General features: G+C 63.4%; 22 protein-coding genes. 11 read left to right on the plus strand and 11 right to left on the minus strand.

The window, feature by feature from the left end:
• Positions 1–95: 95 nt before the first annotated feature.
• Positions 96–923 (plus strand): tetratricopeptide repeat protein, encoded by an 828-nt coding sequence (locus LCM4576_RS17655; RefSeq protein ID WP_071033395.1) that lies wholly within the window; start codon positions 96–98, stop codon positions 921–923.
• Between the two features lie 270 nt (positions 924–1,193).
• Here the strand turns inward: LCM4576_RS17655 and LCM4576_RS17660 are convergent, their stop codons facing one another.
• The 9 genes from LCM4576_RS17660 to LCM4576_RS17700 form a co-directional block, all read right to left on the minus strand.
• Entirely contained in the window at positions 1,194–2,210 is a 1,017-nt protein-coding gene (locus tag LCM4576_RS17660) for a type II secretion system F family protein (protein ID WP_071033397.1), read from the minus strand.
• A 13-nt stretch (positions 2,211–2,223) separates the two neighbouring features.
• Entirely contained in the window at positions 2,224–3,237 is a 1,014-nt protein-coding gene (locus LCM4576_RS17665) for a type II secretion system F family protein (protein WP_071033399.1), read from the minus strand.
• Between the two features lie 131 nt (positions 3,238–3,368).
• On the minus strand, positions 3,369–4,862 hold the full coding sequence (locus tag LCM4576_RS17670) for a CpaF family protein (RefSeq protein WP_071033401.1): 1,494 nt from the start codon (positions 4,860–4,862) through the stop codon (positions 3,369–3,371).
• Between the two features lie 30 nt (positions 4,863–4,892).
• Complete coding sequence (locus LCM4576_RS17675; RefSeq protein ID WP_198540264.1) at positions 4,893–6,176, minus strand: CpaE family protein; 1,284 nt, start codon at positions 6,174–6,176, stop codon at positions 4,893–4,895.
• 30 nt (positions 6,177–6,206) lie between these two features.
• Positions 6,207–6,938, minus strand: a complete 732-nt coding sequence (locus tag LCM4576_RS17680) for a CpaD family pilus assembly protein (protein WP_071033405.1) — start codon at positions 6,936–6,938, stop codon at positions 6,207–6,209.
• A 14-nt stretch (positions 6,939–6,952) separates the two neighbouring features.
• Positions 6,953–8,479 carry a type II and III secretion system protein family protein gene (locus tag LCM4576_RS17685; RefSeq protein WP_071033407.1) on the minus strand — a complete coding sequence of 509 codons (1,527 nt, stop codon included), beginning with the start codon at positions 8,477–8,479 and terminating at the stop codon, positions 6,953–6,955.
• Entirely contained in the window at positions 8,476–9,288 is an 813-nt protein-coding gene (gene cpaB / locus LCM4576_RS17690) for a Flp pilus assembly protein CpaB (protein ID WP_071033408.1), read from the minus strand. Before cpaB ends, LCM4576_RS17685 begins: the two co-directional genes overlap by 4 nt.
• Before the next feature lie 198 nt (positions 9,289–9,486).
• Positions 9,487–10,005, minus strand: coding sequence for a prepilin peptidase (locus LCM4576_RS17695; protein WP_040985906.1), 519 nt, complete (start codon positions 10,003–10,005; stop codon positions 9,487–9,489).
• Between the two features lie 162 nt (positions 10,006–10,167).
• Positions 10,168–10,368 carry a Flp family type IVb pilin gene (locus LCM4576_RS17700; RefSeq protein ID WP_040985907.1) on the minus strand — a complete coding sequence of 67 codons (201 nt, stop codon included), beginning with the start codon at positions 10,366–10,368 and terminating at the stop codon, positions 10,168–10,170.
• Positions 10,369–10,715: 347 nt separating this feature from the next.
• On the opposite strand from LCM4576_RS17700, the gene LCM4576_RS17705 reads away from it, so the two are divergent.
• From LCM4576_RS17705 to LCM4576_RS17715, 3 genes are all read left to right on the plus strand, one after another.
• Positions 10,716–11,138 carry a pilus assembly protein N-terminal domain-containing protein gene (locus tag LCM4576_RS17705; RefSeq protein WP_071033410.1) on the plus strand — a complete coding sequence of 141 codons (423 nt, stop codon included), beginning with the start codon at positions 10,716–10,718 and terminating at the stop codon, positions 11,136–11,138.
• A gap of 170 nt (positions 11,139–11,308) precedes the next feature.
• Positions 11,309–11,872, plus strand: a complete 564-nt coding sequence (locus LCM4576_RS17710) for a TadE/TadG family type IV pilus assembly protein (protein WP_071033508.1) — start codon at positions 11,309–11,311, stop codon at positions 11,870–11,872.
• Between the two features lie 41 nt (positions 11,873–11,913).
• Positions 11,914–12,540, plus strand: coding sequence for a TadE/TadG family type IV pilus assembly protein (locus LCM4576_RS17715; RefSeq protein WP_071033411.1), 627 nt, complete (start codon positions 11,914–11,916; stop codon positions 12,538–12,540).
• Positions 12,541–12,544: 4 nt separating this feature from the next.
• Here the strand turns inward: LCM4576_RS17715 and LCM4576_RS17720 are convergent, their stop codons facing one another.
• On the minus strand, positions 12,545–13,438 hold the full coding sequence (locus LCM4576_RS17720; protein WP_071033510.1) for a phosphate/phosphite/phosphonate ABC transporter substrate-binding protein: 894 nt from the start codon (positions 13,436–13,438) through the stop codon (positions 12,545–12,547).
• 174 nt (positions 13,439–13,612) lie between these two features.
• Between LCM4576_RS17720 and LCM4576_RS17725 the strand changes: the two genes are divergently transcribed.
• The 5 genes from LCM4576_RS17725 to dnaA all read left to right on the plus strand — a co-directional run bounded on the left by LCM4576_RS17725 (position 13,613) and on the right by dnaA (position 19,426).
• Positions 13,613–14,851: a phosphopentomutase gene (locus LCM4576_RS17725; RefSeq protein ID WP_071033413.1), complete on the plus strand. Its 1,239-nt coding sequence runs from the start codon at positions 13,613–13,615 to the stop codon at positions 14,849–14,851.
• Positions 14,844–15,734, plus strand: a complete 891-nt coding sequence (gene mutM, locus LCM4576_RS17730) for a bifunctional DNA-formamidopyrimidine glycosylase/DNA-(apurinic or apyrimidinic site) lyase (RefSeq protein WP_071033415.1) — start codon at positions 14,844–14,846, stop codon at positions 15,732–15,734. The genes LCM4576_RS17725 and mutM overlap by 8 nt, the downstream gene beginning before the upstream one ends.
• Positions 15,735–15,787: 53 nt before the next feature.
• Positions 15,788–16,561: an enoyl-CoA hydratase gene (locus LCM4576_RS17735; protein ID WP_071033417.1), complete on the plus strand. Its 774-nt coding sequence runs from the start codon at positions 15,788–15,790 to the stop codon at positions 16,559–16,561.
• 210 nt (positions 16,562–16,771) lie between these two features.
• Positions 16,772–17,038 carry a 30S ribosomal protein S20 gene (rpsT, locus tag LCM4576_RS17740; RefSeq protein ID WP_040985913.1) on the plus strand — a complete coding sequence of 89 codons (267 nt, stop codon included), beginning with the start codon at positions 16,772–16,774 and terminating at the stop codon, positions 17,036–17,038.
• A gap of 912 nt (positions 17,039–17,950) precedes the next feature.
• Positions 17,951–19,426 (plus strand): chromosomal replication initiator protein DnaA, encoded by a 1,476-nt coding sequence (dnaA, locus tag LCM4576_RS17745; protein WP_407067383.1) that lies wholly within the window; start codon positions 17,951–17,953, stop codon positions 19,424–19,426.
• Here dnaA and LCM4576_RS36325 read toward each other — a convergent pair.
• Positions 19,410–19,628 carry a hypothetical protein gene (locus LCM4576_RS36325; RefSeq protein ID WP_127236034.1) on the minus strand — a complete coding sequence of 73 codons (219 nt, stop codon included), beginning with the start codon at positions 19,626–19,628 and terminating at the stop codon, positions 19,410–19,412. The genes dnaA and LCM4576_RS36325 overlap by 17 nt on opposite strands.
• Here LCM4576_RS36325 and dnaN point away from each other — a divergent pair.
• Positions 19,627–20,745, plus strand: coding sequence for a DNA polymerase III subunit beta (gene dnaN / locus LCM4576_RS17750; protein ID WP_071033421.1), 1,119 nt, complete (start codon positions 19,627–19,629; stop codon positions 20,743–20,745). The genes LCM4576_RS36325 and dnaN overlap by 2 nt on opposite strands.
• A gap of 25 nt (positions 20,746–20,770) precedes the next feature.
• Positions 20,771–21,937, plus strand: a complete 1,167-nt coding sequence (recF, locus tag LCM4576_RS17755) for a DNA replication/repair protein RecF (RefSeq protein WP_071033423.1) — start codon at positions 20,771–20,773, stop codon at positions 21,935–21,937.
• The last annotated feature ends 58 nt before the right edge of the window (positions 21,938–21,995 follow it).

Consider the following 21,995-nt stretch of genomic DNA (forward strand, 5'->3'; position numbering starts at 1 on the left):
GGCGCTTCTTAACGGTCCGTTAGGGTTAACAGAATATTTCTGCGGGAGGGAAGACGGCCAACCAATGGCCGCACAGGAATGGAGACCGGGCGCCGATGCCGACCGAAGCGTTCAACCTTTCAGCCAACCGTATGATCACCGCGGTCTTCACGGCGGCGCTGGCGGCCAGCGTTGCGGGCTGTGGTAGCACCAGCAAGTTCACCACCGGCTCCATCTCGCGTTCCGACAGCAAGCCGCTGGAAACGATGTCGGCAGACGACTTGCACACCGCAACGTCCAGGCTCGGCCAATCCTACGCCCACAATCCGAACGACAAGCGCCTGGCGATAAATTTCGCGGCGGCGCTGCAGATGGACGGCGATGCCGACCAGTCGCTGGCCGTGATGCGCAAGCTGGCGATCGCCTATCCGAAGGATCGAGACGTGCTTGCCGCCTATGGCAAGGCGCTTGCCGCCAACGGCCAGTTCGAGCCCGCCCTCGACGCCGTGCGCCGCGCGCAGACGCCCGAATATCCGGACTGGAAGCTGGTGTCGGCGGAAGCCGCCATTCTCGACCAGATGGGGCAGAAGGACGAAGCGCGGCAAGACTATCGCAAGGCGCTGGAACTGAAGCCGAACGAGCCTTCGGTGCTCTCCAATCTCGGCATGTCCTATGTGCTCGAAGGCGACCTGCGCACGGCCGAGACCTATATGCGCTCGGCCGCGCAGCAGCCCGGCGCCGACAGCCGGGTGCGGCAGAACCTCGCGCTGGTCGTCGGGTTGCAKGGCCGCTTCGACGAGGCCGAGAAGATCGCCTCGCAGGAACTGTCGCCCGAGCAGGCGCAGGCCAACATCGCCTATCTGCGGCAAATGCTTGCCCAGCAGAACGCCTGGAGCCAGTTGAAGGATCAGGACAAGGACAAGGCGAAAGTCGCCACGAACTGAACGCGGCGGGCGCTGCCAAGCATCGACCCCCGCTGAAATCAAAAAGCCGCGCGGACCCCGCGGCTTTTTGAAGGGRACGGCTCTATCCCTTTGTTTTTACGCAATTCCAGACGGAACGCTGCGGCGAAGTCGCCGAGCCTAAAGCGCGTCGCGATCTTCAGATTCGCTCCATGCGCTTTAGGTTTTTGATTTTGCGCATGTCTTTATCCCAAAACCGGGTCCCACTTTCGGGTGACATGCTTTAACCGCCCGATACTTTTCCTGGAATTGCTACTGGCTCGAGGAACTGTGCTGGTCGCCGAAGATGCCGCGCTGGCTGACCTGGATGCCGGCCGGACCCAGAATGATGGCGAACAGAACCGGCAGGAAGAACAGGATCATGGGCACGGTGAGCTTCGGCGGAAGCGCCGCGGCTTTCTTTTCGGCAGCGTTCATGCGCATGTCGCGGCTTTCCGAGGCGAGCACGCGCAGCGCGTGCGCCACCGGCGTGCCGTAGCGTTCGGCCTGGACCAGGGCCTGCGACACCGACTTGACCGATTCCAGGCCGGTACGGCTTGCCAGGTTTTCATAGGCGATCTTGCGATCCTGCAGATAGGACAGCTCGGCATTGGTGAGCACGAATTCCTCGGCAAGCGCCACCGACTGCGCGCCGACTTCATCGGCAACCCTGCGCAAGGCCGCTTCCACCRACATGCCGGATTCCACGCAGATCAGCATCAGGTCGAGCGCGTCCGGCCATGCCAACTGGATCGACTGCTTACGCTTGGTCGCGCGGTTGTTGACGTAGAGGATCGGCGCGTAGAAGCCGCCATAGGCGACAACGACACAGACGAACAGCTTGATGGAGGCCGGCTGCTGCGGCAGGCCGCCGAGCACGAACAGATAGACGGCCGCCAAGGCAAAGCCGACGAATGGCAGGACGAGGCGGAAGAACAGGAAGCGCGTCAGCGGGTTCTGGCCGCGAAAGCCGGCGACCTTGAGCTTCTGGACGGTGTTTTCGTCGGCAAGGGCGCGCCTGAGATCCAGGCGGTCGACGATGTTGCGCATGCCGATGGACTGCTCCTCGCGCAGCCCCTTGCGACGGCGGTCGGCCTCATTGGCCAGCCGCGCACGCTGTTCGGCACGCAATTTGTCGCGCTCGATCGCCACGGTCTTCATGCGCGACTTGAGCGACGTGCCGCCGAACGCCGRCATGAGCGTGAAGACGGTCGCAAAAACGGCAATGCCGACCAGCATCGCGATCAGGAAAGAAGGGTCGGTGAGTGTTTTTACGACCTGCTCTGTCACGGGATCCGTGCCCCTACACTTCGAAGTTCATCATCTTGCGCATCACCAGGATGCCGATCGACATCCACACACCCGAGCAGCCGAGGATCAGGTTGCCGACATTGGTGGTGAACAGCGGCATGATGTAGTTCGGGCTCGACAGATAGACGAGGAAGGCAACGACAAAGGGCAAGGCGCCGATGATGACGGCGGATGCCTTGGCTTCCATCGAAAGCGCCTGGACCTTGGCCTTCATCTTCTTGCGGTCGCGCAGGACGCGCGAAAGGTTACCCAGCGCCTCGGACAGGTTGCCGCCGGCCTGCGACTGGATCTGGATGACGATGCCGAAGAAGCCGGCCTCGCTGCATGGCATGGTCTCGGACATGCGCATGGCGGCGTCGGGCACCGACATGCCCATCTGCTGGGAATCGACGATGCGGCGGAACTCGGACCGGACCGGTTCGGGCGATTCGTTGGCGATCAGGCGGATCGCATCGTTGAGCGGCAGGCCGGACTTGACCGCGCGCACGATGATGTCGAGCGCGTTCGGGAACTCTTCCAGGAAGGCCTTGACGCGGCGTGTACGGCGAAAGGAGACAAACCAGCGCGGCAGGCCGAGGCCGCCCACCAGCAGCGCTCCGGGCAGAGCCCACAAAGGCGCGCCGGCGAAAAAGAGAAAGCCTGTCAGCACGATGCCGCAGACGGCCGAATACATGTAGAAGCGCTCGATCGGAACCTGCATGCCGGCCTGACGGATCTGAACCTTCAGCGGCGGCTTCCTGACGTTTTGGTCGTTGGTCTTCTGCTTCTCGTCGAGCTGCCTGAGGGAGTCCTGGAGGTTTTTGCGCCGCTTGACCGCTTCCGCGGCGCGGTCGCGCGTGGCTTTCACCACAGACCGGTCGGTTTCGGCGGTCTTGATGGTCTGAAGCCGCTTGCCKGCCTGCTTCTCGTTATCGATGCGCGTGAACAGGAAAGCGTAGGCCACCGCGCCGGCGCTGAAGCCGGCGAGCACGATGAAAGCCAGTACGGTGGTGTCAATTCCAAACATCGACCGGGGCCCCTACACCTCCAGATGCGTTAGAGCGGGATGCGCTGAATAGATGTCGGCACCCCGCGCTATCTGTTTGTTTCAGCCGCATTTCTGCGACGCCAATTGGTTCCACTTGGCTGCAAAATGCTCTAGTCAGCGCGTTTCTCCATCGCCTCGAGCGCGGTGGCGAGGCGCTGCTCCTCGCCATAATAGCGGGCGCGGTCCCAGAAATGCGGGCGGCCGATGCCCGTCGACACATGTTCGCCGATCAGCCGGCCGCTCGAGTCCTCGCCCTTGATGTTGTAGAGGACAAGATCCTGGGTGATGATGACGTCGCCTTCCATACCGACCACTTCGGTGATGTGGGTGATGCGGCGTGAGCCGTCGCGCAGGCGGGCCGCCTGGATGATCACGTCGATCGAGCCGACGACGATCTCGCGCACCGTGCGCTGCGGCAGCGAGTAGCCACCCATGGCGATCATCGATTCGATACGGTTGAGGCATTCGCGCGGGCTGTTCGAGTGGATCGTCCCCATCGARCCGTCGTGACCGGTGTTCATCGCCTGCAAAAGGTCGAATACTTCCGGTCCGCGCACTTCGCCGACGATGATCCGCTCCGGCCGCATGCGCAGGCAGTTCTTGACCAGGTCGCGCATGGTCACCTCGCCCTCACCCTCCAGATTGGGTGGCCGGGTTTCGAGACGGACCACATGCGGCTGCTGCAGCTGCAGTTCCGCCGAATCCTCGCAGGTGATGACGCGCTCCTCGCGGTCGATATAGTTGGTCAGGCAGTTCAGCAGCGTCGTCTTGCCGGAGCCCGTRCCGCCCGAGATCACGACGTTGCAGCGGACGCGGCCTATGATCTTGAGGATTTCCGCGCCTTGCGGCGAGATGGCGCCGAACTTGACCAGCTGATCCAGCGTCAGCTTGTCCTTCTTGAATTTGCGGATGGTGAGCGCGGTGCCGTCGATCGACAGCGGCGGCGCAATGACGTTGACGCGCGAGCCGTCGGGCAGGCGCGCGTCGCAGATCGGGCTCGATTCGTCGACGCGGCGGCCGACCTGGCTGACGATGCGCTGGCAGATGTYGAGCAGCTGCTGGTTGTCGCGGAAACGGATGCCGRTCTGTTCGACCCTGCCATTGACTTCGATGTAGACGTTCTTGGAGCCRTTGACCATGATGTCGGCGATGTCGTCGCGGGCAAGCAACGGCTCCAGCGGCCCATAACCCAGAACGTCGTTGCAGATGTCCTCGAGCAGCTCTTCCTGCTCGGAGATCGACATCGCGAAGTTCTTGATCGCGATGATGTCGTTGACGATGTCGCGGATTTCCTCGCGCGCGCTCTCGGGATCGAGCTTGGCGAGCTGCGACAGATCGATCGTATCGATCAGCGCGGAGAAAACCTGGCTCTTGGTGTCGTAGTAGGTCTCCGAGCGCTCGCGCTGAACCCTTCTTGGCGGCTCCGGCGCCATGGGCGGCGCTTCGACGGGGCGGCGCGCAGGCGGCGCGGCCGGAGCGCTGGACGGCGGCGCGACCGGTCGTTCGGCCGTCATCGTTCCCGTTGGAGCGGCGGGAGCGGATGCCGGCGGACGGAATTCAGGCGTTGCCCGCTTGCCGTCGTCTGTGCCTCTTTTACCAAACATGATCGACTACCCGATGCCGCTCAATCAGCGTCACTTCTTGTTGCGCGAGAGCTTGCCGAGGATCGAGCCCAGGCCTGCCTTCTTCCTTGTCTTGATTTCGCTGCGTCCGGTCAGCACATGCGCTATCTCATTGATGGTCGCGACGACGGGGCTCTTGGCGTCCATCTCGGAGAGCATGCGGCCATTGTTGGCGKCATTGCCGAACAGCAGCGGTTCGAAGTTGATCACCGCCATCGGCGTGATGCCGAGCGGTTCGGCGAAATCGGAAGCCGCGATCTCGGGCCGCTTCGGAACGCCCGTCTGGTTGATGATCAGCTTCGGCGAGGGATCGTTYGGACGCAGCCGCTTCAGCATATCCACCATGTTCTTGGTGTTGCGAAGGTTCGCGAGCTCGGGCGTGGYCGTGATGACGATCTCATCCGCCTTGATCAGCGTGCTCTTCGTCCACCCRCTCCAGATGTGAGGGACGTCGAGGACCAGCAAAGGCGCGCTACGCTGGGCGGTCTCGATGACCTGCGCGAAGGCCTCAGGGTCGAAATCATAGACGCGCTCGAGCGTGGAAGGAGCCGCGAGCAGCGACAGATGCTCGGCGCATTGCGCGAGCAGACGGTCGAGATAGACCTCGTCGACCCGCTCGGGCGAAAACACCGCCTCGGCGATGCCTTGCGCCGGATCCTGATCGAAATTGATATTGGCGGTACCGAAGGCGAGATCGAGATCGGCGATGACGACTTCGGACTTGAACAGGGAAGACATCGCCCAGGCGACATTGTGAGCGATGGTCGAGGAGCCGACGCCGCCCTTGGCGCCGATGAAGGCGATCGAACGGCCGATCGGCTCCGCTTCCGGATCGACGAAGATCGACGACACGACGCTGACGATGTCGGTCATCGAGACCGGCGCGATGACATATTCGGAAATGCCGGAGCGGATGAGCTCGCGGTAAAGCCCGACATCATTGTAGTGGCCGATGACCACGACCTTGGAGGACGGATCGCAATATTCCGCGAGTTGGCCGAGTTGTTCGAGCAACTGCTGCGGTTCGCTGCGCGATTCCAGCAGGATCAGGTTCGGTGTCGGCGCGGACTGGTAGAACTCGATCGCGGTCGGAATACCGCCCATATGGACCTTGAGATGGGCTTTGGCCATGCGGCGATCCTCGCCGGCGCGTTCGACGGGGTTGGCGACGCCTTCGGTCTCGCAAAAGGCCTGGATCGAAATGCGCGGCACCGGGCGCAACGCCTGCATGGCGGCGATGTCCTGCTGCGAAAGGTCGCCGGTCTCCGCGGGCGTGTCGTAGGCAAGATTGCTCATCGTCATGCTCTTTCCGTCGTCTGGCGCGGATCAGTACGTCACTTCAGAATTGCTGAGGAATTCGTCGGAGATGCCCCTCGCGCGATACGTGTCGATCACCGCGCCGCGATTTTCCGCGTCGATGTCGGACTGCTTACGCGGTCCGATCAGATCGTTGGGATTGGCCACCTGGGCCGCGAGATTATTCTGATAGGAGCAGCCGAAGTCGGCATAATGCTTGTTCTCCGACGTCTCCGTCAGGTCATCTGGCCAACGGCCGCATTTGTCGGTCTGTGCTCGCACCGCGACAAAGGCGACGCGCACCGGCGCGGACGCTTCCGGCACCGCCGACTGATAGGACGTCATGACGATGCGGTTGCGCTTGACGCCCGCCGCCATGGCGAGCCGGGCAAAATCGCGGCCTGCCGAGCGGGCGGCAACTTCGTTGGCGGAGCCGGCGGGCATCGCGATCGTCAGGGTCGGCGCGGCGCTCTTGTCGTAACCGTCGAGAAAACCGAGCAGCGTGTCACGTTGTGCGCCCGTCATGCCGCGATCGCCGGCGCCGACCGGCAGATCGATCTTCTGGTTCTTCTCGGCGATGACGATCKGATGGGTCGTGCGGTAATCGTCCGGAACCGATCCGACCGTGATGCTGTCGCGATTGGCGCATCCGGCGAGCGACGCCGCAAGGGCGATCGCCAGCGCCGGAACCAYCTGCCGGCGGACCCTTGCGATGCCGGATGCTGTCCGGACCGTCACGACCTTCGATGCTGACTTGGACATATCCGCATTCCCACTCATTTGTAGATGAAGCCGACGACGCCGTGATAGCGGCCCGACGRCCTGTCGGTCTGCATGGTGCCGTAGACGCGGTTGACGCGGCCGAGGAACATGCCGGCGCCGTCGCTCGGCGGATTGAAATTGTCGTCCGGCTTGGCCAGGTCGTTGCGTGCCACCGGCCGCGTCAGATAAGGCGTGATGATGATGACGAGCTCGCTTTCGTTGCGCACGAAATCGCGGCTGCGGAACAGCGTGCCGAGGACGGGGATCTTTGTCAGTCCGGGCAAGCCGTTGACGGCCTGCCGGACATCGTCGCGGACGAGACCGGCAATCATCATGGAGCCGCCGGAGGGCAATTCGACCGTAGTATCCGCAAGACGCTTGCGCAACGACAGGATATTGGTGCCGGGGCTCGTCACGCCGGAGGAAAGCGCCACGGATCCTTCGGTGGTCGGCTCGGAGACGGCTGTCCTGACTTTCAGGCTGATGCGACCCGGCGATAGAACCACCGGCTGGAACTCCAAACCGATACCGTACTCGATCTTTTCCGTCGTATAGTTCTTTAGGCCGGTCTGGTTGTCGGTGGACACATTGGCCGTGACACCGGTCACCATATTGTATTCGCCGCCTACCTTAAATGTGGCCTTCTCGCCTGAGACGGCGGTCAGGGTCGGTTCGGCCAATGTCTTCATGACACCCGACTGCTCCATGGCATTGATGTAGGCCATCAGTGACGAGTTGCCGATGCTTAAGCCCGAGTTCGATAGCTGCTTACCCAAGCCCGTGAAATTGTCGCTGACCGCGCTATAGCTGATGCCGTTGCTGCCGCCATTGCCAACCATGTTGACCCCAAGCTGCTTCATCACGGACCGGCTCACTTCGGCGACGGTCACCTTCAGCGTCACCTGATCGTCGCCGATGATCTGCAAGAGGTTGACGATCTTGGAGGTCCGGCGCTCCTGGTCGGGGTTGTTGATGTCGACGCCGCCATTGACCGAGCCGCCGGCGGCGGTCTGCGAATATTGACCCGTCGTCGCTTCACCGCCGGAGACGAAGATGGTTGCCAGGTCGACGGCGCGCTTGGCATCGAGCGGCGTGTCGACCATGCCGGTCAGGACCACGTTGTCGTTGAGAAGCTCGACCTTGATCTGCGAGGACGGGATGAAGCGCTTCAGATAATCCTCCAGCCCGGCGACGTCGCGCTCRACGGCCAGATCCAAGCTGACGATCTGCTCGCCATTGGGGCCGAAGACAAAGATGTTGGTTTCGCCGACCGCCTTGCCGAACAGGTAGATGCGCCGCGCCGTGCGGGTCACGGCATCGGCGACCGCCGGATTGGCGACCAGGATGTCGTAGGYGTCGCTCGGCAGGTCGATGACCACGGACTTGTTGAGGCCGAGCTTGACGCGCTGCGTGGCGACGGAAGCCGACACGCCGGCGCTCGCGGCCTTGGCTTCGACCAGTCCCGGGGCGCTGGTGCCTACCAGGAAGGAACCGATCGCCACGGCGGCCAGGACAGGCAGCAGTTTACCGTTGAGCCTCATTTCCTTGCTCCCACCTCGGAAACCTCGCCCGACTTGATCAGCCGCACCGTTCCGCGCCGGCCATTGCCGTTGACCAGATAGTCGGCCTCGTCGGTACTCTTTTCGTGGATGTCGGTGATCGGCCGCAGCGCGAGCGTCAGGCGGTCCGCCATCTGCTGCGCCACCGTGATGATCTCCGCCTGCTGCGGCGTCAGCTCCAGCGTCGCGGTCTGGCCGACCCTGGTCTTCTTGCCCTCTTCGTCTTCCTGGATGGTCTGGTCGATGGCCAGCACGCGGATGTTCTTGAGGATCGTCTCGGTGTTGAAGCCGCTGCCGCCATTGCCGGTGTCGGCGCGGCGGGTCATGATGACGTCGACGAAGTCGTTGGGCAGGATGAAGCCGCCGGCGGACGTGTCGGCCGATATAGCGGTCGCGACGGCGCGCATGCCGGAAGGCAGGATCGACGACATGAAGCTCTGCCCCTCGCCGACCRGCTTGGAGCGCCGCAAAGGTTCGCCGGTATACATGGCGACGCGGGCGACCGAGCCCTTGAGCTTTTCGACCGCGTCAGGCTCGGCGGCGCGGGTGATGAAATTGGCGTTGACGCCATCGGCCGGCCATTCTTCCCAGCTGATGTTGTTGGCAAGCGGGCTGCCCATCGGCACGTCGCCTGAAAGCACCAGCACATCCTGCAATGCGAWCGCCGGCTGCTTGGGCGCATCGACGACGACCTGAGGCGGCGGCGCCACGACCATGTTCTTCGCCACATAGCCCGCGCCACCCGCCGCGACAGCAGCCACGCCCAGAATAATCAATCGGGATGCTGGCATTCGTCCGAAACCCCTTCGCCTAGTGGGCAAACCACCTCGCCAGGCCGGACTTTGCAGCTGCAATCGTCAAAACAAGGTTAATGCAATGCTTACGATCGTGATTAATTTAAGGTTTACTCAAATTGGATGGAACGGCCCGCCGTTAACAAAAAAGGCGGCCTGGCCGCCTGGTGACCGCCGACATCAATGTCGCCATGCCTATGTCGTGAGCCTCCCCAGCGCCCAGACCATCAGCGGCGAATCCGGGAAAGTGATCAGTCCACCCGCGCCCAGCGCAATGCCATATGGGACGCCGACGCTCTCGTTCGCGAAATGGCGCAGAAATCGGTTGTGGCCGGTGTACATGGGGAGCGGCGATTTCCGGTAAGCGAGGATTGCGACGGTCAGCAGGCCTCCGATGAAAGCCGACGTCACCAGATAGCCGATCAGGTTGATGTTGAGGCCCATCCAGACCGCCGTCGCGGCCAGAAGCTTGGCGTCGCCGCCACCCATCCCGCCGAGCGCAAAAAGACCGAATGTCACTGCCAGCACCAGGGCGCCTGCCGCGAAGTGCCAGCCATAGGTCGCCCAATCCATGCCGGTGAGCGGAGCGATCAGCGCAAAGGTCGCCACCAAAAGCACGGGCACGCGATTGGCGATCGTCATCGACAGCGTGTCCGAGATCGCCGCAAAGAGCATGCAGAAGGGGAAGACGACGAAGATTACAGCTTCGATCATGACGCGACGCCTGCGATGAACTCTGCGTCAGCCTAGGCATATTGGATTAACGATTGATGAGGGCCGCCGTTCGAATCGCATGTCCGCATGAGAGCTAATCCAACGATGAAGGGCCGCCCTGGGGCGGCCCTTCATTTGCCGAAGAGGCGCTATCCGCGGCTGTTACGGGGCCGCCGGGGCCGCAGCGGTGCCGGCGACGCCATTAAGAGTGTTGGCGATGCCGGAGAACTTGGCATTCAGCGCGCCGCCGAGCTGGGAAGCGCCCATCATGATGGCGAGCGCGATGAGGGCCGCGATCAGACCATATTCGATGGCGGTCGCGCCGGATTCGTCCTTCACGAAGCGTGCAATGAGATTAGACATTCGAGAGCTCCTACTCCACGTGTTACAGCACTTCCGTCAACTTCTCTTTGCGGTTGATCGGATGCTGCAAATCTAGGGAGAAGCCGTTTCAATCGGCTTAATAAACAGCCTTACCGATTCCTTTCCGGTGGCGAACGCGCTGCGTGGTTAACCGTGACCTAAACATCGCCAGGGAGCTCGGGCTCCCGGAAAACCGGCGCTTGTGCAATATTCCTAAAACAGCAACCGCCATCGACGCATGACCCACCATGCAAGCCGATCCTTAATCATGCAGTGGCCGGCTTAACCGTTGCTTCACCAATCTCGTTCATGTTCCGTTGAAGAATCTGCCCGCCGGGAGCGCTTCAATGACGTTGTCGAGATCGCTGTTTCCAGTCGCCGCGCTGCTGGCAACTGCCGCCTTGGTCATGCCGGCCTGGGCCGGCGCCGGCATAGAAGTCACCATGAACCAGGCAAAGATCGTCAAATTGTCACGCGCGGCCGACACGGTCGTCATCGGCAATCCGGCGATCGCCGACRCCTCCGTGCAGGACGCCTCGACCATCGTTCTCACCGGCAAGGGCTTCGGCGTCACCAATATGGTCGTRCTCGATTCGGACGGCAGTCCGATCATCGATGAACAGGTGACCGTCGTGCGACAGGCCGCGTCCTCGGTGCGCATCTACAGACGCGCCGAAGTCCAGACCATGTCGTGCACGCCCTATTGCGAGAGCGCATTCAAGAGCGAGGCCGAGAAGGCTTCCGAAGCCGAAATGAGCGCCGGACACTGAGCCCTGCGAGGGGCGAACCCACCGGCATTAAAGACAGCTTAAAGCTCGCCCAGCGAATTTAACGATCATCCAAACCGGACCTCAATGGGTTTTCGCTAACCTTGCCGACGGTACCGCAAAGGGATCRRCAGGAACGCGATAYGAGCAAGGATGCCACATCCGGCAACGGCATGGACAGCAAGGCGCACGCCCGATCGCGCCCAGGCTTCTTCAGCGACAGGCGCGRCAGCACAGCGATGGAATTCGCGCTGCTGGCCATCCCGTTCGCGCTTCTCGTCTTCGCCATCCTCGAGAGCTGCATTTCGTTCGCCGGCCAGGAGGTGATGGCCAATGTCACCGATGACGTGGCCCGTCAGTTGCGCACCGGACAGTTGCAGAAGACGAATGTCACCGCAGCCTCGATCAAGCAGCTGATCTGCGGCAGGCTTGAAATCATTGTGGCCCAGGACTGCCCGGGATTGTTCGTTGATCTGCGCGAATATTCGAGCTTCGCGGACGCGGCAACGGCGGGCTTCAGAATAGACGGCAACAACATCGTGCTGACGCAAGGCGGAGGTGACAAGACCTTCACAGTTTCGCCAGGGCTGGCCGAATCGATCAACATGCTACGGGTGTTCTACAAATGGCCGGTGATGACGGATCTGCTGGCCAAACAGATGCAGAATTTCACTGACGGCACCACGCTGCATTTCGCGTCCGTGACCTGGCAAAACGAACCATTCGACGACAACTGAGGCCGGTGGACGACTGAGACTGCGTCGGCTTGGAGGACAGGATGTACCGTGCGGGGRCACATTGGGGGATTTCGGCCATCGTGGCGCGAGCAAGGCGGTTTGTCCGCGATCGGCGCGGGGTCGCGGCGATCGAGTTTGCTTTTATCGTGCCCGTGCTGCTCATCATGTATTTCATCACGATGGAAGCCTCACAGGCCATCGAGACCAGCAAGAAGGTCAGCCGCATCGRCAGCATGGTGGCCGATCTCGTAACTCAACAGCAGGCGGTCGTGAAGGYCAACCTCGACGCTATAATGAAGATCGGCGGCACGACGCTTTTGCCCTATAACCGCTCGGCTCCCTCGATCATCATCACCGCAATACAGATGTCGGACGAGGCGTCGCCTAGAGCGACGGTGGCGTGGTCGCGCAAGCTGGTGGGCGCGACATACAGCGCCGGCGCCAAAAAGGGCGATCCCGTTACCGTTCCGGCAACGCTTAATATCCGCAACACTTTCCTGATCCGGGTGGAAAGCGACCTTKGCTATACGCCCGTCATCATGTGGGACAAGGATAACAAGGATCAGAAGGCGCTTGGATTGTTGTCCACCTTCAGCGACATCAATATGAGCGAGACTTACTATCTGAGGCCTCGCCGGAGCCCGACGATTCCTTGCAGCGACTGCTGACTTGCTATTCCTTGCCGCCTRTCAGTCGCACGATGGCCAGAGCCATCGCGTAGTCCTTCGGCAGGGCGGGCGTAAAACCGCCGGAATGCGCCCGCTCCAGCAGGTCGTACACATCGGGCGTCTGTGACTTGAGATTGGTCAGGAAGACCGTCAGCCGGCGTTTCGCCTCGGGGTCGAGATCGCTGCGGACGGCGTGCGGCCCGTAGCGCAAGAGGGCCGAGGTCCACAACACCCGAAGCGACGCCTCGGCGATGCCAGCCGCCTCCAGCCGCGCGACCGTGCCGTCGGAATGGCTGGGTTGGCCGTCGGCAGCGGCCGTCTCCCAGCCGAATAGGGCGTCGGCCTCGCCGCCAGCCAGCATCGTCTCGGCCGCGGTGGCTGAAGCGGCGCGCGCCAGGAAGGGCGAATCCCGCGCGATCCTGACGCCTTCGGCCGACAGTGCCGCCAGCGGCAGCAGCGCGCCGCCGACGTTGTCGGCCGGCGCGATCGCGATCCGGTGCGAAGCCATGGCGGCAAGGTCCGGAAGCCTGCCGTCGCGCGTCACCAGGACGGAACGGATGCCGACGGCGCCGTCGGCATCGACCGGCGCCACCAGAGGTTCGACGCAGCCGCAGCGCTCCGAAGCCGTGGCGTAGGCGAGAGCCGAATAGACCGCGTATTGCACGCGCCCGCTCGCCTGTGCCTCGATCAGCGCCGCATAGTCGCGCGCGACGACAAACTCGACCTTCATGCCGAGCGCATTGGCGTAGGCGTCGGTGAGGCGCGCGAGCCCTGGAATGGTGTTGCCGCCACCCGGTTCAGCGACGATGCCGATGCGGAACGTACCGATGTCGTCACGCCAGTCGGCGCGTGCCGGCCATGCGGCGGCGCCGAACGCCGCGAGTGCGGCCGCGCACATTTTCACGGCCTGCCGTGCCGCGGTTCTGCCGCGCCTTGCCATACCTGCTTCGCTCCCGCCRCATCCGCGTCTCGCCGCAACTATGGCGCCAAGCCGTTGCGGTTCGGTTTCCGATTTGCCAACACCGCCGGGGAACCTTATGTCTGGCAGTGAGCACTGACAACAAAGATGCCCATGGCGCGCGCGTTCCTGTTCGTTCTCGATTCTTTCGGCATCGGTGGCGCCGCCGACGCCGAGCGCTATGGCGATGCCGGCGCCGACACGTTCGGACATATATTCAAGGCCTGCGCCGACGGTCGCGCCGACCGGGAAGGGCTGCGCAGCGGACCGCTCGCCCTGCCCAACATGATGTCGCTCGGGCTTGGCCGGGCAGCGCAAACCGCGACGGGATCGAGAACCGGCACCGACGCGCCGCCGATCGCCTCGGCTTTCCACGGCGCCGCCCAGGAAGTGTCGAGCGRCAAGGATACGCCTTCCGGCCACTGGGAGATCGCCGGCCTGCCGGTGCATTTCGACTGGGGCTATTTCCCCGATACGGTGCCGGCCTTTCCGGCCGGACTGACCGACGCGATCATCCGCGAAGGCCAGCTGCCGGGCATCCTCGGCAACTGYCATGCGCCCGGGACCGAGATCATCGAGCGTTTCGGCGAGGAGCATATCCGTACCGGCAAGCCGATCTGTTACACCTCGGTGGACTCCGTATTGCAGATCGCCGCGCATGAAACGCATTTCGGCCTGGAGCGGCTTTATGAGCTTTGCCTCACGGTGCGCCGGCTGGTCGACCCCTTGAAGATCGGGCGCGTGATCGCGCGGCCATTCGTGGGCGAGACGCCCGCTACGTTCCAGCGCACCCACAATCGCCGCGACTATGCGGTGCCGCCGCCGGAGCCGACCCTGCTCGACCGGCTGACCGGGCGCGGCAGCAAGGTCATCGCCGTCGGCAAGATCGGCGACATCTTCGCTCATCGCGGCATTTCGGAAGTGCGCAAGGCCGGCGGCAACATGGCGATGTTCGACAAGGCGCTCGGCGCCATGGACGATGCCCACGATGGCGACCTGGTCTTTGCCAATTTCGTCGATTTCGATACCGAGTTCGGCCACCGGCGCGATGTCGCCGGCTATGCCGCGGCGCTCGAGGCCTTCGACCGCCGGCTGCCGGAGGCATTTTCGCGCATCAGGCCGGGCGACCTTCTCATCCTTACCGCCGACCATGGCAACGATCCGACCTGGCGCGGCACCGACCATACGCGCGAACGCGTTCCGGTGATCGGCATCGGGCCGGGGCTGAAGGGTGGCGACATCGGACTGAGGCCGACCTTCGCCGACATCGGCGAAACCGTCGCGGATCATCTCGGCCTGGCAACCGGCCGCCATGGAACATCCTTCCTCGCGACGATAGGCGGCCATGCCTGAGCTGCCTGAAGTCGAGACGGTTCGGCGCGGACTGCAGCCGGTCCTGGAAGGGGCGCGGCTCGTCAACGTCGAGGCACRCAGGCCCGATCTTCGCTTTCCTTTTCCCGAACGCTTTTCGGAGCGGCTTGCCGGCAAGACCCTGACGGCGCTTGGYCGGCGCGCCAAATACCTGACGATGCATATCGAGGACGGCCTGGTGCTCATCTGTCATCTCGGCATGTCGGGATCGTTCCGGGTCGAAGCTGCCGGAAGCAGCGATATCCCTGGCACCTTCCACCAGGAGCGCTCGAAAAGCGCAGCGCACGACCATGTCGTGTTCGACGTGGCCTCGACAACGGGYGAGCGATCGCGCGTCATCTTCAACGACCCGCRCCGCTTCGGCTTCATGCTGTTTGCCGAAGGGCCGCCGGACACGCATCCGATGCTGGCGGGGCTTGGCATCGAGCCAACCGGCAATGCGCTCGATGGCCCCCTGCTCGCCTCGCTGCTGAAGGATCGCAGATCGCCGCTCAAGGCGGCGTTGCTCGACCAGCGGCTGATCGCCGGGCTCGGCAATATATATGTCTCGGAAGCCTTGTGGCGCGCCGGGCTCTCGCCGCTGCGCGAAGCCGGCACCATCGCCGGGTCGGCCAAGAAGGCGAAGGAACAAAGCGAGCGCCTCGCCGAGGCGATCCGCTCGGTCATCGCCGATGCGATCGCCGCCGGCGGCTCCTCGCTGCGCGACTATGTCCAGGCCGACGGATCGCTCGGCTATTTCCAGCATTCCTTCGCGGTCTACGATCGCGAGGGGGAGCCGTGCCAGAAGCCGGGCTGCCGCGGCCACATCGAGCGCATCGTGCAGAGCGGCCGCTCGACCTTCTATTGCCGGACCTGTCAGCGGTAAGCTAGGAACAGTATCGATCATCGATCATCCCACTGCCGCGGAAGGAGCGAACCATGACCTATGAAACCATCCTCGTGGAAACACGCGGCAAGGTCGGGCTGATCACGCTGAACCGGCCCAAGGCGCTCAATGCGCTGAATTCGCAAGTGCTCGCGGAGGTCCTGGCGGCGGCGAGCGCGTTCAACGCCGATCCCGCCATCGGCGCGATGGTGCTTACGGGCTCGGAAAAGGCGTTTGCCGCCGGCGCCGACATCAAGGAGATGCRGGCGCTGTCCTTCGCCGACGCCTACAGCCAGGACTTCTTCGTCGGCTGGGAGGAACTCACGCGGACGCGCAAGCCCATCATCGCGGCGGTCGCGGGCTATGCGCTCGGCGGCGGCTGCGAGCTGGCCATGATGTGCGACTTCATCATCGCCGGCGACAATGCCAAGTTCGGCCAGCCCGAAATCACGCTCGGCGTCATGCCGGGCATGGGCGGGTCGCAGCGGCTGACCCGCTTCGTCGGCAAGTCGAAGGCGATGGACATGTGCCTGACCGGGCGGATGATGGACGCGGCCGAAGCCGAGCGGAGCGGACTGGTATCGCGGGTGGTTCCGGTCRCCGAGCTCACCGAGGAGGCGCTGAAGGYRGCGGCGAAGATCGCCGAATTCTCGCTGCCGTCGGTCATGATGACCAAGGAGGCCGTCAACCGCGCTTACGAGACGACGCTCGCCGAGGGACTGCGCTTCGAACGCCGCCTTTTCCATTCGCTGTTTGCGCTCGACGACCAGAAAGAAGGCATGGCCGCCTTCGTCGAGAAGCGGAAGCCGAATTTCACCAACCGCTAGGCCATGCCGCCCGATGATTGAAGCGGATGACGACGCGCCGCGCTTTCAGTCTGCCAAAAAGACCGCCCAAAAAGACTGCCCAGTGGCGTTGACGCGTCGGAAAAGCTGAACTATAAGCCGCACCAACCGAGGCGGCCCTGTGGCTGCCCGTTTGTTTTTTTGCGCCCTGCGGCACCCCGCTGGCGCCCACCAGATCAGAAGAGAGGCATCATGGCCAACACGTCTTCGGCCAAAAAGGCAACGCGCAAGATCGCCCGCCGCGCAGCGGTCAACAAGAACCGCCGCTCGCGCGTCCGCACCTATGTCCGCAAGGTCGAAGAGGCGCTGGCCGCCGGCGACAAGGCCGCGGCGGTGGAAGCCTTCAAGGCGGCGGAGCCGGAATTGATGCGCGCCGCCACCAAGGGCGTCGTCCACAAGAACACGGCTTCGCGCAAGGTCTCGCGGCTGGCCCAGCGGGTCAAGACGCTGTCGGCCTGACCGACTCCTCTTTCACTCCGTCGATACTGAACCCGGCCGTACAGGCCGGGTTTTTTCGTTTGCCGGCAAGTACTTAAAAAGTTTGCTCGTGAGCAACGCTTATGACGCGATTCCACTACCAGTAATGTTTTGCCGGCATATTCAGCGTCGCCGACGTCGGCACGCCCTCCCCGCGGCAACTGCCCAAATTTGCCTGCCAGGAAATCCGTAGGTTTTTCATGGACTTACGGCGGGTCATCCACAGCTTGTTCAACGCACGTTCGAGCAGCAGGGCAGAAGTAGCTGTCAAGAGAATTATTTCAGAATATTTCGTTATAGGCGGCCTTTTTCATATTCGCCGGAAAAGGGTTTGAATCACAATGGCTTTGTCAAAACGTGCCGTCCCGACAGCCGATTTCAAGCCCCGTCCGGTAACCAGATTCGTTAAAAAACCGTTAGATGTGGCCTTGCCCTATCCACAGCGATTTCGGTAATGTCCATCCATCGAAGGGACGGGCTCTAGCCCCCTGACCCAGCCTGAATCGGCCRGCAAAAAATGGCGGAATTCATGACGTGGAGCAATTCCGCGTGCGGCTTGGTTTGTCTCTTCGGTGCGGGTAGGGGACTGGCGTAATTGTACATGGCAGTCGATGTCTCACCGGCGTTTTCGCCGGAGGGCGATGCATTGCCTTGTCTTTGTCGGAAGCCGGCGTGCGGAGCCGGCAGCTGGTCCCTTGCGCGAGTTGCGACGACGTTGCCGGCGGCGGCAATGAATCGCGGCTGAATGAGGTCGCCGGATCAAGGATGCAGGAGGCGCATCCCCGGTGGAAAAAGGGTACGAGAAGACAAGGGACTTTGATCATGCAAAGCGGCATCGAGAGGGAGATAGCGGGCGAGCTCCCATTTCCGGCAACTTTTGTCAAAGGGGGCGACGTGGCGGTATCCAGCGACGCGGAACAGAAGTTCGAACGGGTCAAGGCTCAGTTGAAGGCGCGTCTTGGAGCCGAGGTCTATTCGAGCTGGTTCGGTCGCATGAAGGTTGCCGAGGCATCCCGCGGCATTGTGCGCATCTCCGTGCCTACAGCCTTCCTGCGGTCCTGGATCAACGGCCATTACCTCGAGCTCATCGCGGAGCTGTGGCGGCATGAGGATCCGGACGTCCTCAAGATCGAGATCGTCGTGCGCACCGCCACGCGCCAGGGGCGCAACCCTGTCGAGCCGGAGGTGGCGCCGGCGCGCAAGATGACCAAGCAGACGCATACCGCGCTCGCCAACGGCACCGCGAGCGCCGGGCGCGCGGAACAACGGGCGCCGGCGCCGCGCCCGGGCGCGTCCGCGGAACCGGAGTTCCGCCACAATGTGCTGGGGTCGCCTCTCGACCCGCGCTACACTTTCGCCTCCTTCATCGAAGGACCGTCGAACAGGGTTGCCTTCGCCGCGGCMAGGGCGGTGGCGGAATCGCAGTCGAGCGCGGTGCGTTTCAACCCGCTTTTCCTGCATGCGACCGTCGGGCTCGGCAAGACGCACCTGCTGCAGGCGATCGCGGCGGAATCGCTACGGCACAACCMGAAGTCGCGCGTCGTCTACCTGACCGCGGAATATTTCATGTGGCGCTTCGCCACCGCGATCCGCGACAACAATGCGCTGACGCTGAAAGAGCAGCTGCGCGACATCGATCTCCTGATCATCGACGACATGCAGTTCCTGCAGGGCAAGTCGATCCAGCACGAATTCTGCCACCTCATCAACATGCTGCTCGACAGCGCCAAACAGGTCGTGGTCGCGGCCGACCGGCCGCCGTCGGAACTGGAATCGCTGGAGCCGCGCGTGCGTTCGCGACTGAATGGAGGCGTGGCGCTGGAAATGTCGGCGCCTGATTTCGCCATGCGGCTCGGCATGCTGAAGCTGCGCCGCGCCACCGCCAAGACCGATGACACCTCGCTCGACATCTCCGACGAAATCCTGGAGCACGTCGCGCGCACGGTGACCGGCAGCGGGCGTGAGCTCGAAGGCGCCTTCAACCAGCTTCTGTTCCGCCAGTCGTTCGAGCCGCAGATCTCCATCGACCGTATCGACGAGATCCTCGGTCACATCTACCGCTCCGGCGAGCCGAAGCGGGTGCGCATCGAGGACATCCAGCGCATCGTGGCGCGTCACTACAACGTGTCGAAGACGGAGCTTCTGTCCAACCGGCGCACGCGCACGATCGTCAAGCCGCGGCAGGTGGCGATGTATCTGTCGAAGGTGATGACGCCGCGCTCGTTGCCGGAGATCGGACGGCGCTTCGGCGGCCGCGATCACACGACGGTGCTCCATGCCGTGCGTAAGATCGAGGACCTTTCGGGCGCGGACAACACGCTGGCGCAGGAACTCGAACTGCTCAGAAGGCTGATCAACGACCAGGCCTGAGGGGGCGCAGAAATAGCCGGCGGCGCGCTTCGCCGGCTTTATCCCCAGAAAGCCCGCGCTGCCGGCCGTAACCGGTGCCGCGGGCTTGCGTTCGCAGGCTTTTTACTGTCAGCTTACAGAGATTCTGGAAGCCTTTCAGGGCTTTCGCGGGATGCCGCCTGCCGGTAACCCGTTCATTCTTGAAGCGAGCCTGTTTGGTCATGCGTGTTATCCTGGAACGGTCAAATCTCCTGAAGTCCCTCAACCACGTCCATCGCGTGGTCGAGCGGCGCAACACCATTCCGATCCTGTCCAACGTGCTGCTCAGCGCCGAGGGCGCCAGCCTCGAGATGAAGGCCACCGACCTCGACCTCGAAGTGACGGAGGCGACGCCTGCCAAAGTCGAGCGCGGCGGCGCGACGACGGTGCCGGCGCATCTGCTCTACGACATCGTGCGCAAGCTTTCCGACGGCGCCGAGGTGATGCTGAAGACGGACGAGGACGGCAACGCGATGACCGTCACCTCCGGCCGTTCGAGCTTCCGTCTGCAGTGCCTGCCGCAATCCGACTTCCCGGAGCTTTCGGCCGGTTCCTTCTCGCATATCTTCCGGCTGGAATCGGCAGCGTTCAAGGGGCTGATCGACAAGACCCAGTTCGCCATCTCGACCGAGGAAACGCGCTACTATCTCAACGGCATCTACCTGCACACCGTTGAAGTCGGCGGCAAGCTGAAGCTGCGCTCGGTGGCGACCGACGGGCACCGCCTGGCGCGTGCCGAGATCGACGCGCCGGCAGGCTCCGAGGGCATGCCCGGCATCATCATTCCGCGCAAGACGGTGAGYGAGCTGCAGAAGTTGGTCGACGATCCCGATGTGGCGGTGACCACGGAGCTGTCGGACACCAAGATCCGCTTCACCATCGGCAGCGTCGTTTTGACCTCGAAGCTGATCGACGGCACCTTCCCCGACTATCAGCGCGTCATCCCGACCGGCAACGACAAGAAGCTGATCATAGACCGCCAGAGCTTCGCCGCGGCGGTGGACCGCGTTTCGACCATTTCCTCCGAACGCGGCCGGGCGGTGAAACTGTCGATCAATGACGGCCAGCTGACCTTAGCCGTCAACAACCCCGACTCGGGCAGCGCCACCGAGGAACTGGCGGCCGACTATTCGTCGGACCCGATCGAGATCGRCTTCAACGCCAAATACCTGCTCGACGTCGCCGCCCAGCTCACCGGCTCKGAGGCCAAGTTCATGCTGGCCGACGCCGGTTCGCCCACGCTGATCCATGACATGGCGGACGAAACCGCGCTCTATGTGCTGATGCCGATGCGGGTCTAGGTCCGGGACAGGCGTATATGTCGCCGTGACCGCGGATGCGAAACAGCTTCGGCAGCAAAGCTATATAAGTAAGCTAACACTTACGAATTTCCGTAACTACGCGGCGCTTTCACTCGACCTTGCGCCCGGCGCTGTGGTGCTGTCGGGCGACAATGGYGCGGGCAAGACCAATCTCCTGGAAGCGATCTCGTTCCTGACACCTGGCCGGGGCCTGCGCCGCGCGCCCTATGCGGATGTGGCGCGCGAAGGCGGCGATGGCGGCTTCGCCCTGCATGCGCGCATCGAGGGGCCGGAAGGCCAGGTCGAGATCGGCACCGGCATATCCGGCGGCGACGCCGCCGGCGAAGGCGGCAGGAAGGTGCGGATCAACGGCGCGCCGACGCGATCGGCCGAGGATATGCTGGAATGGCTGCGGGTCGTCTGGCTGACGCCGGCTATGGACGGCCTGTTTCCCGGGCCTGCGGGAGACCGCCGCCGCTTCCTCGACCGGCTGGTGCTGGCGATCGACCCCGGCCATGGCCAGCGCGCGCTCGACTATGAGAAGGCCATGCGAGGCCGTAACCGCCTGYTTACCGAAGGCTCGCGCGACGGCGCCTGGTTCGAGGCGATCGAGACGCAGATGGCCGAGACGGGGGTGGCGATCGCCGCGGCACGGGCCGAGCTGGTGCGGTTGCTCGCCGCCATGATCGACAGATTGCCCGGCAGCGGGCCGTTTCCACAGGCCGACATCAGCCTTGCCGGCGACCTGGAGAGCGAGGTCGCCGTCGCGCCGGCCRTCGACGTCGAGGAGCGCTTCCGCCGCGCGCTTGCCAACGGCCGCGAGCGCGACCGCGCCGCCGGCCGTACGCTCGACGGCCCGCATCGTTCCGATCTCCTGGTGCGGCACCGGCCGAAGTCGATGCCGGCGGAACTGTGCTCGACCGGCGAGCAGAAGGCGCTGCTGGTCGGCATCGTTTTGTCGCATGCCAGGCTGACCGGCGAGATGTCGGGACTGACGCCGATCCTTCTCCTGGACGAGATCGCCGCGCATCTCGACGCGGGCCGGCGCACGGCGTTGTTCTCGATCCTGGAAGAATTGAACTGCCAGGCCTTCATGACCGGCACCGATGCCGCCTTGTTTTCGAGCCTTGCCGGCCGGGCACAGTTCCTGACGGTCGATCACGGCAGCGTTGGGCTGACGTCCAGCCCTTGAAGCCATTTCCGCGCTGCGCCACGAGGCTTTGCCTCGCGTCATGCCAAACCTTCGCCTT

Source organism: Mesorhizobium sp. LCM 4576 (genome assembly GCF_001854815.1).
In the GTDB taxonomy this organism is placed as follows: domain Bacteria; phylum Pseudomonadota; class Alphaproteobacteria; order Rhizobiales; family Rhizobiaceae; genus Mesorhizobium; species Mesorhizobium plurifarium.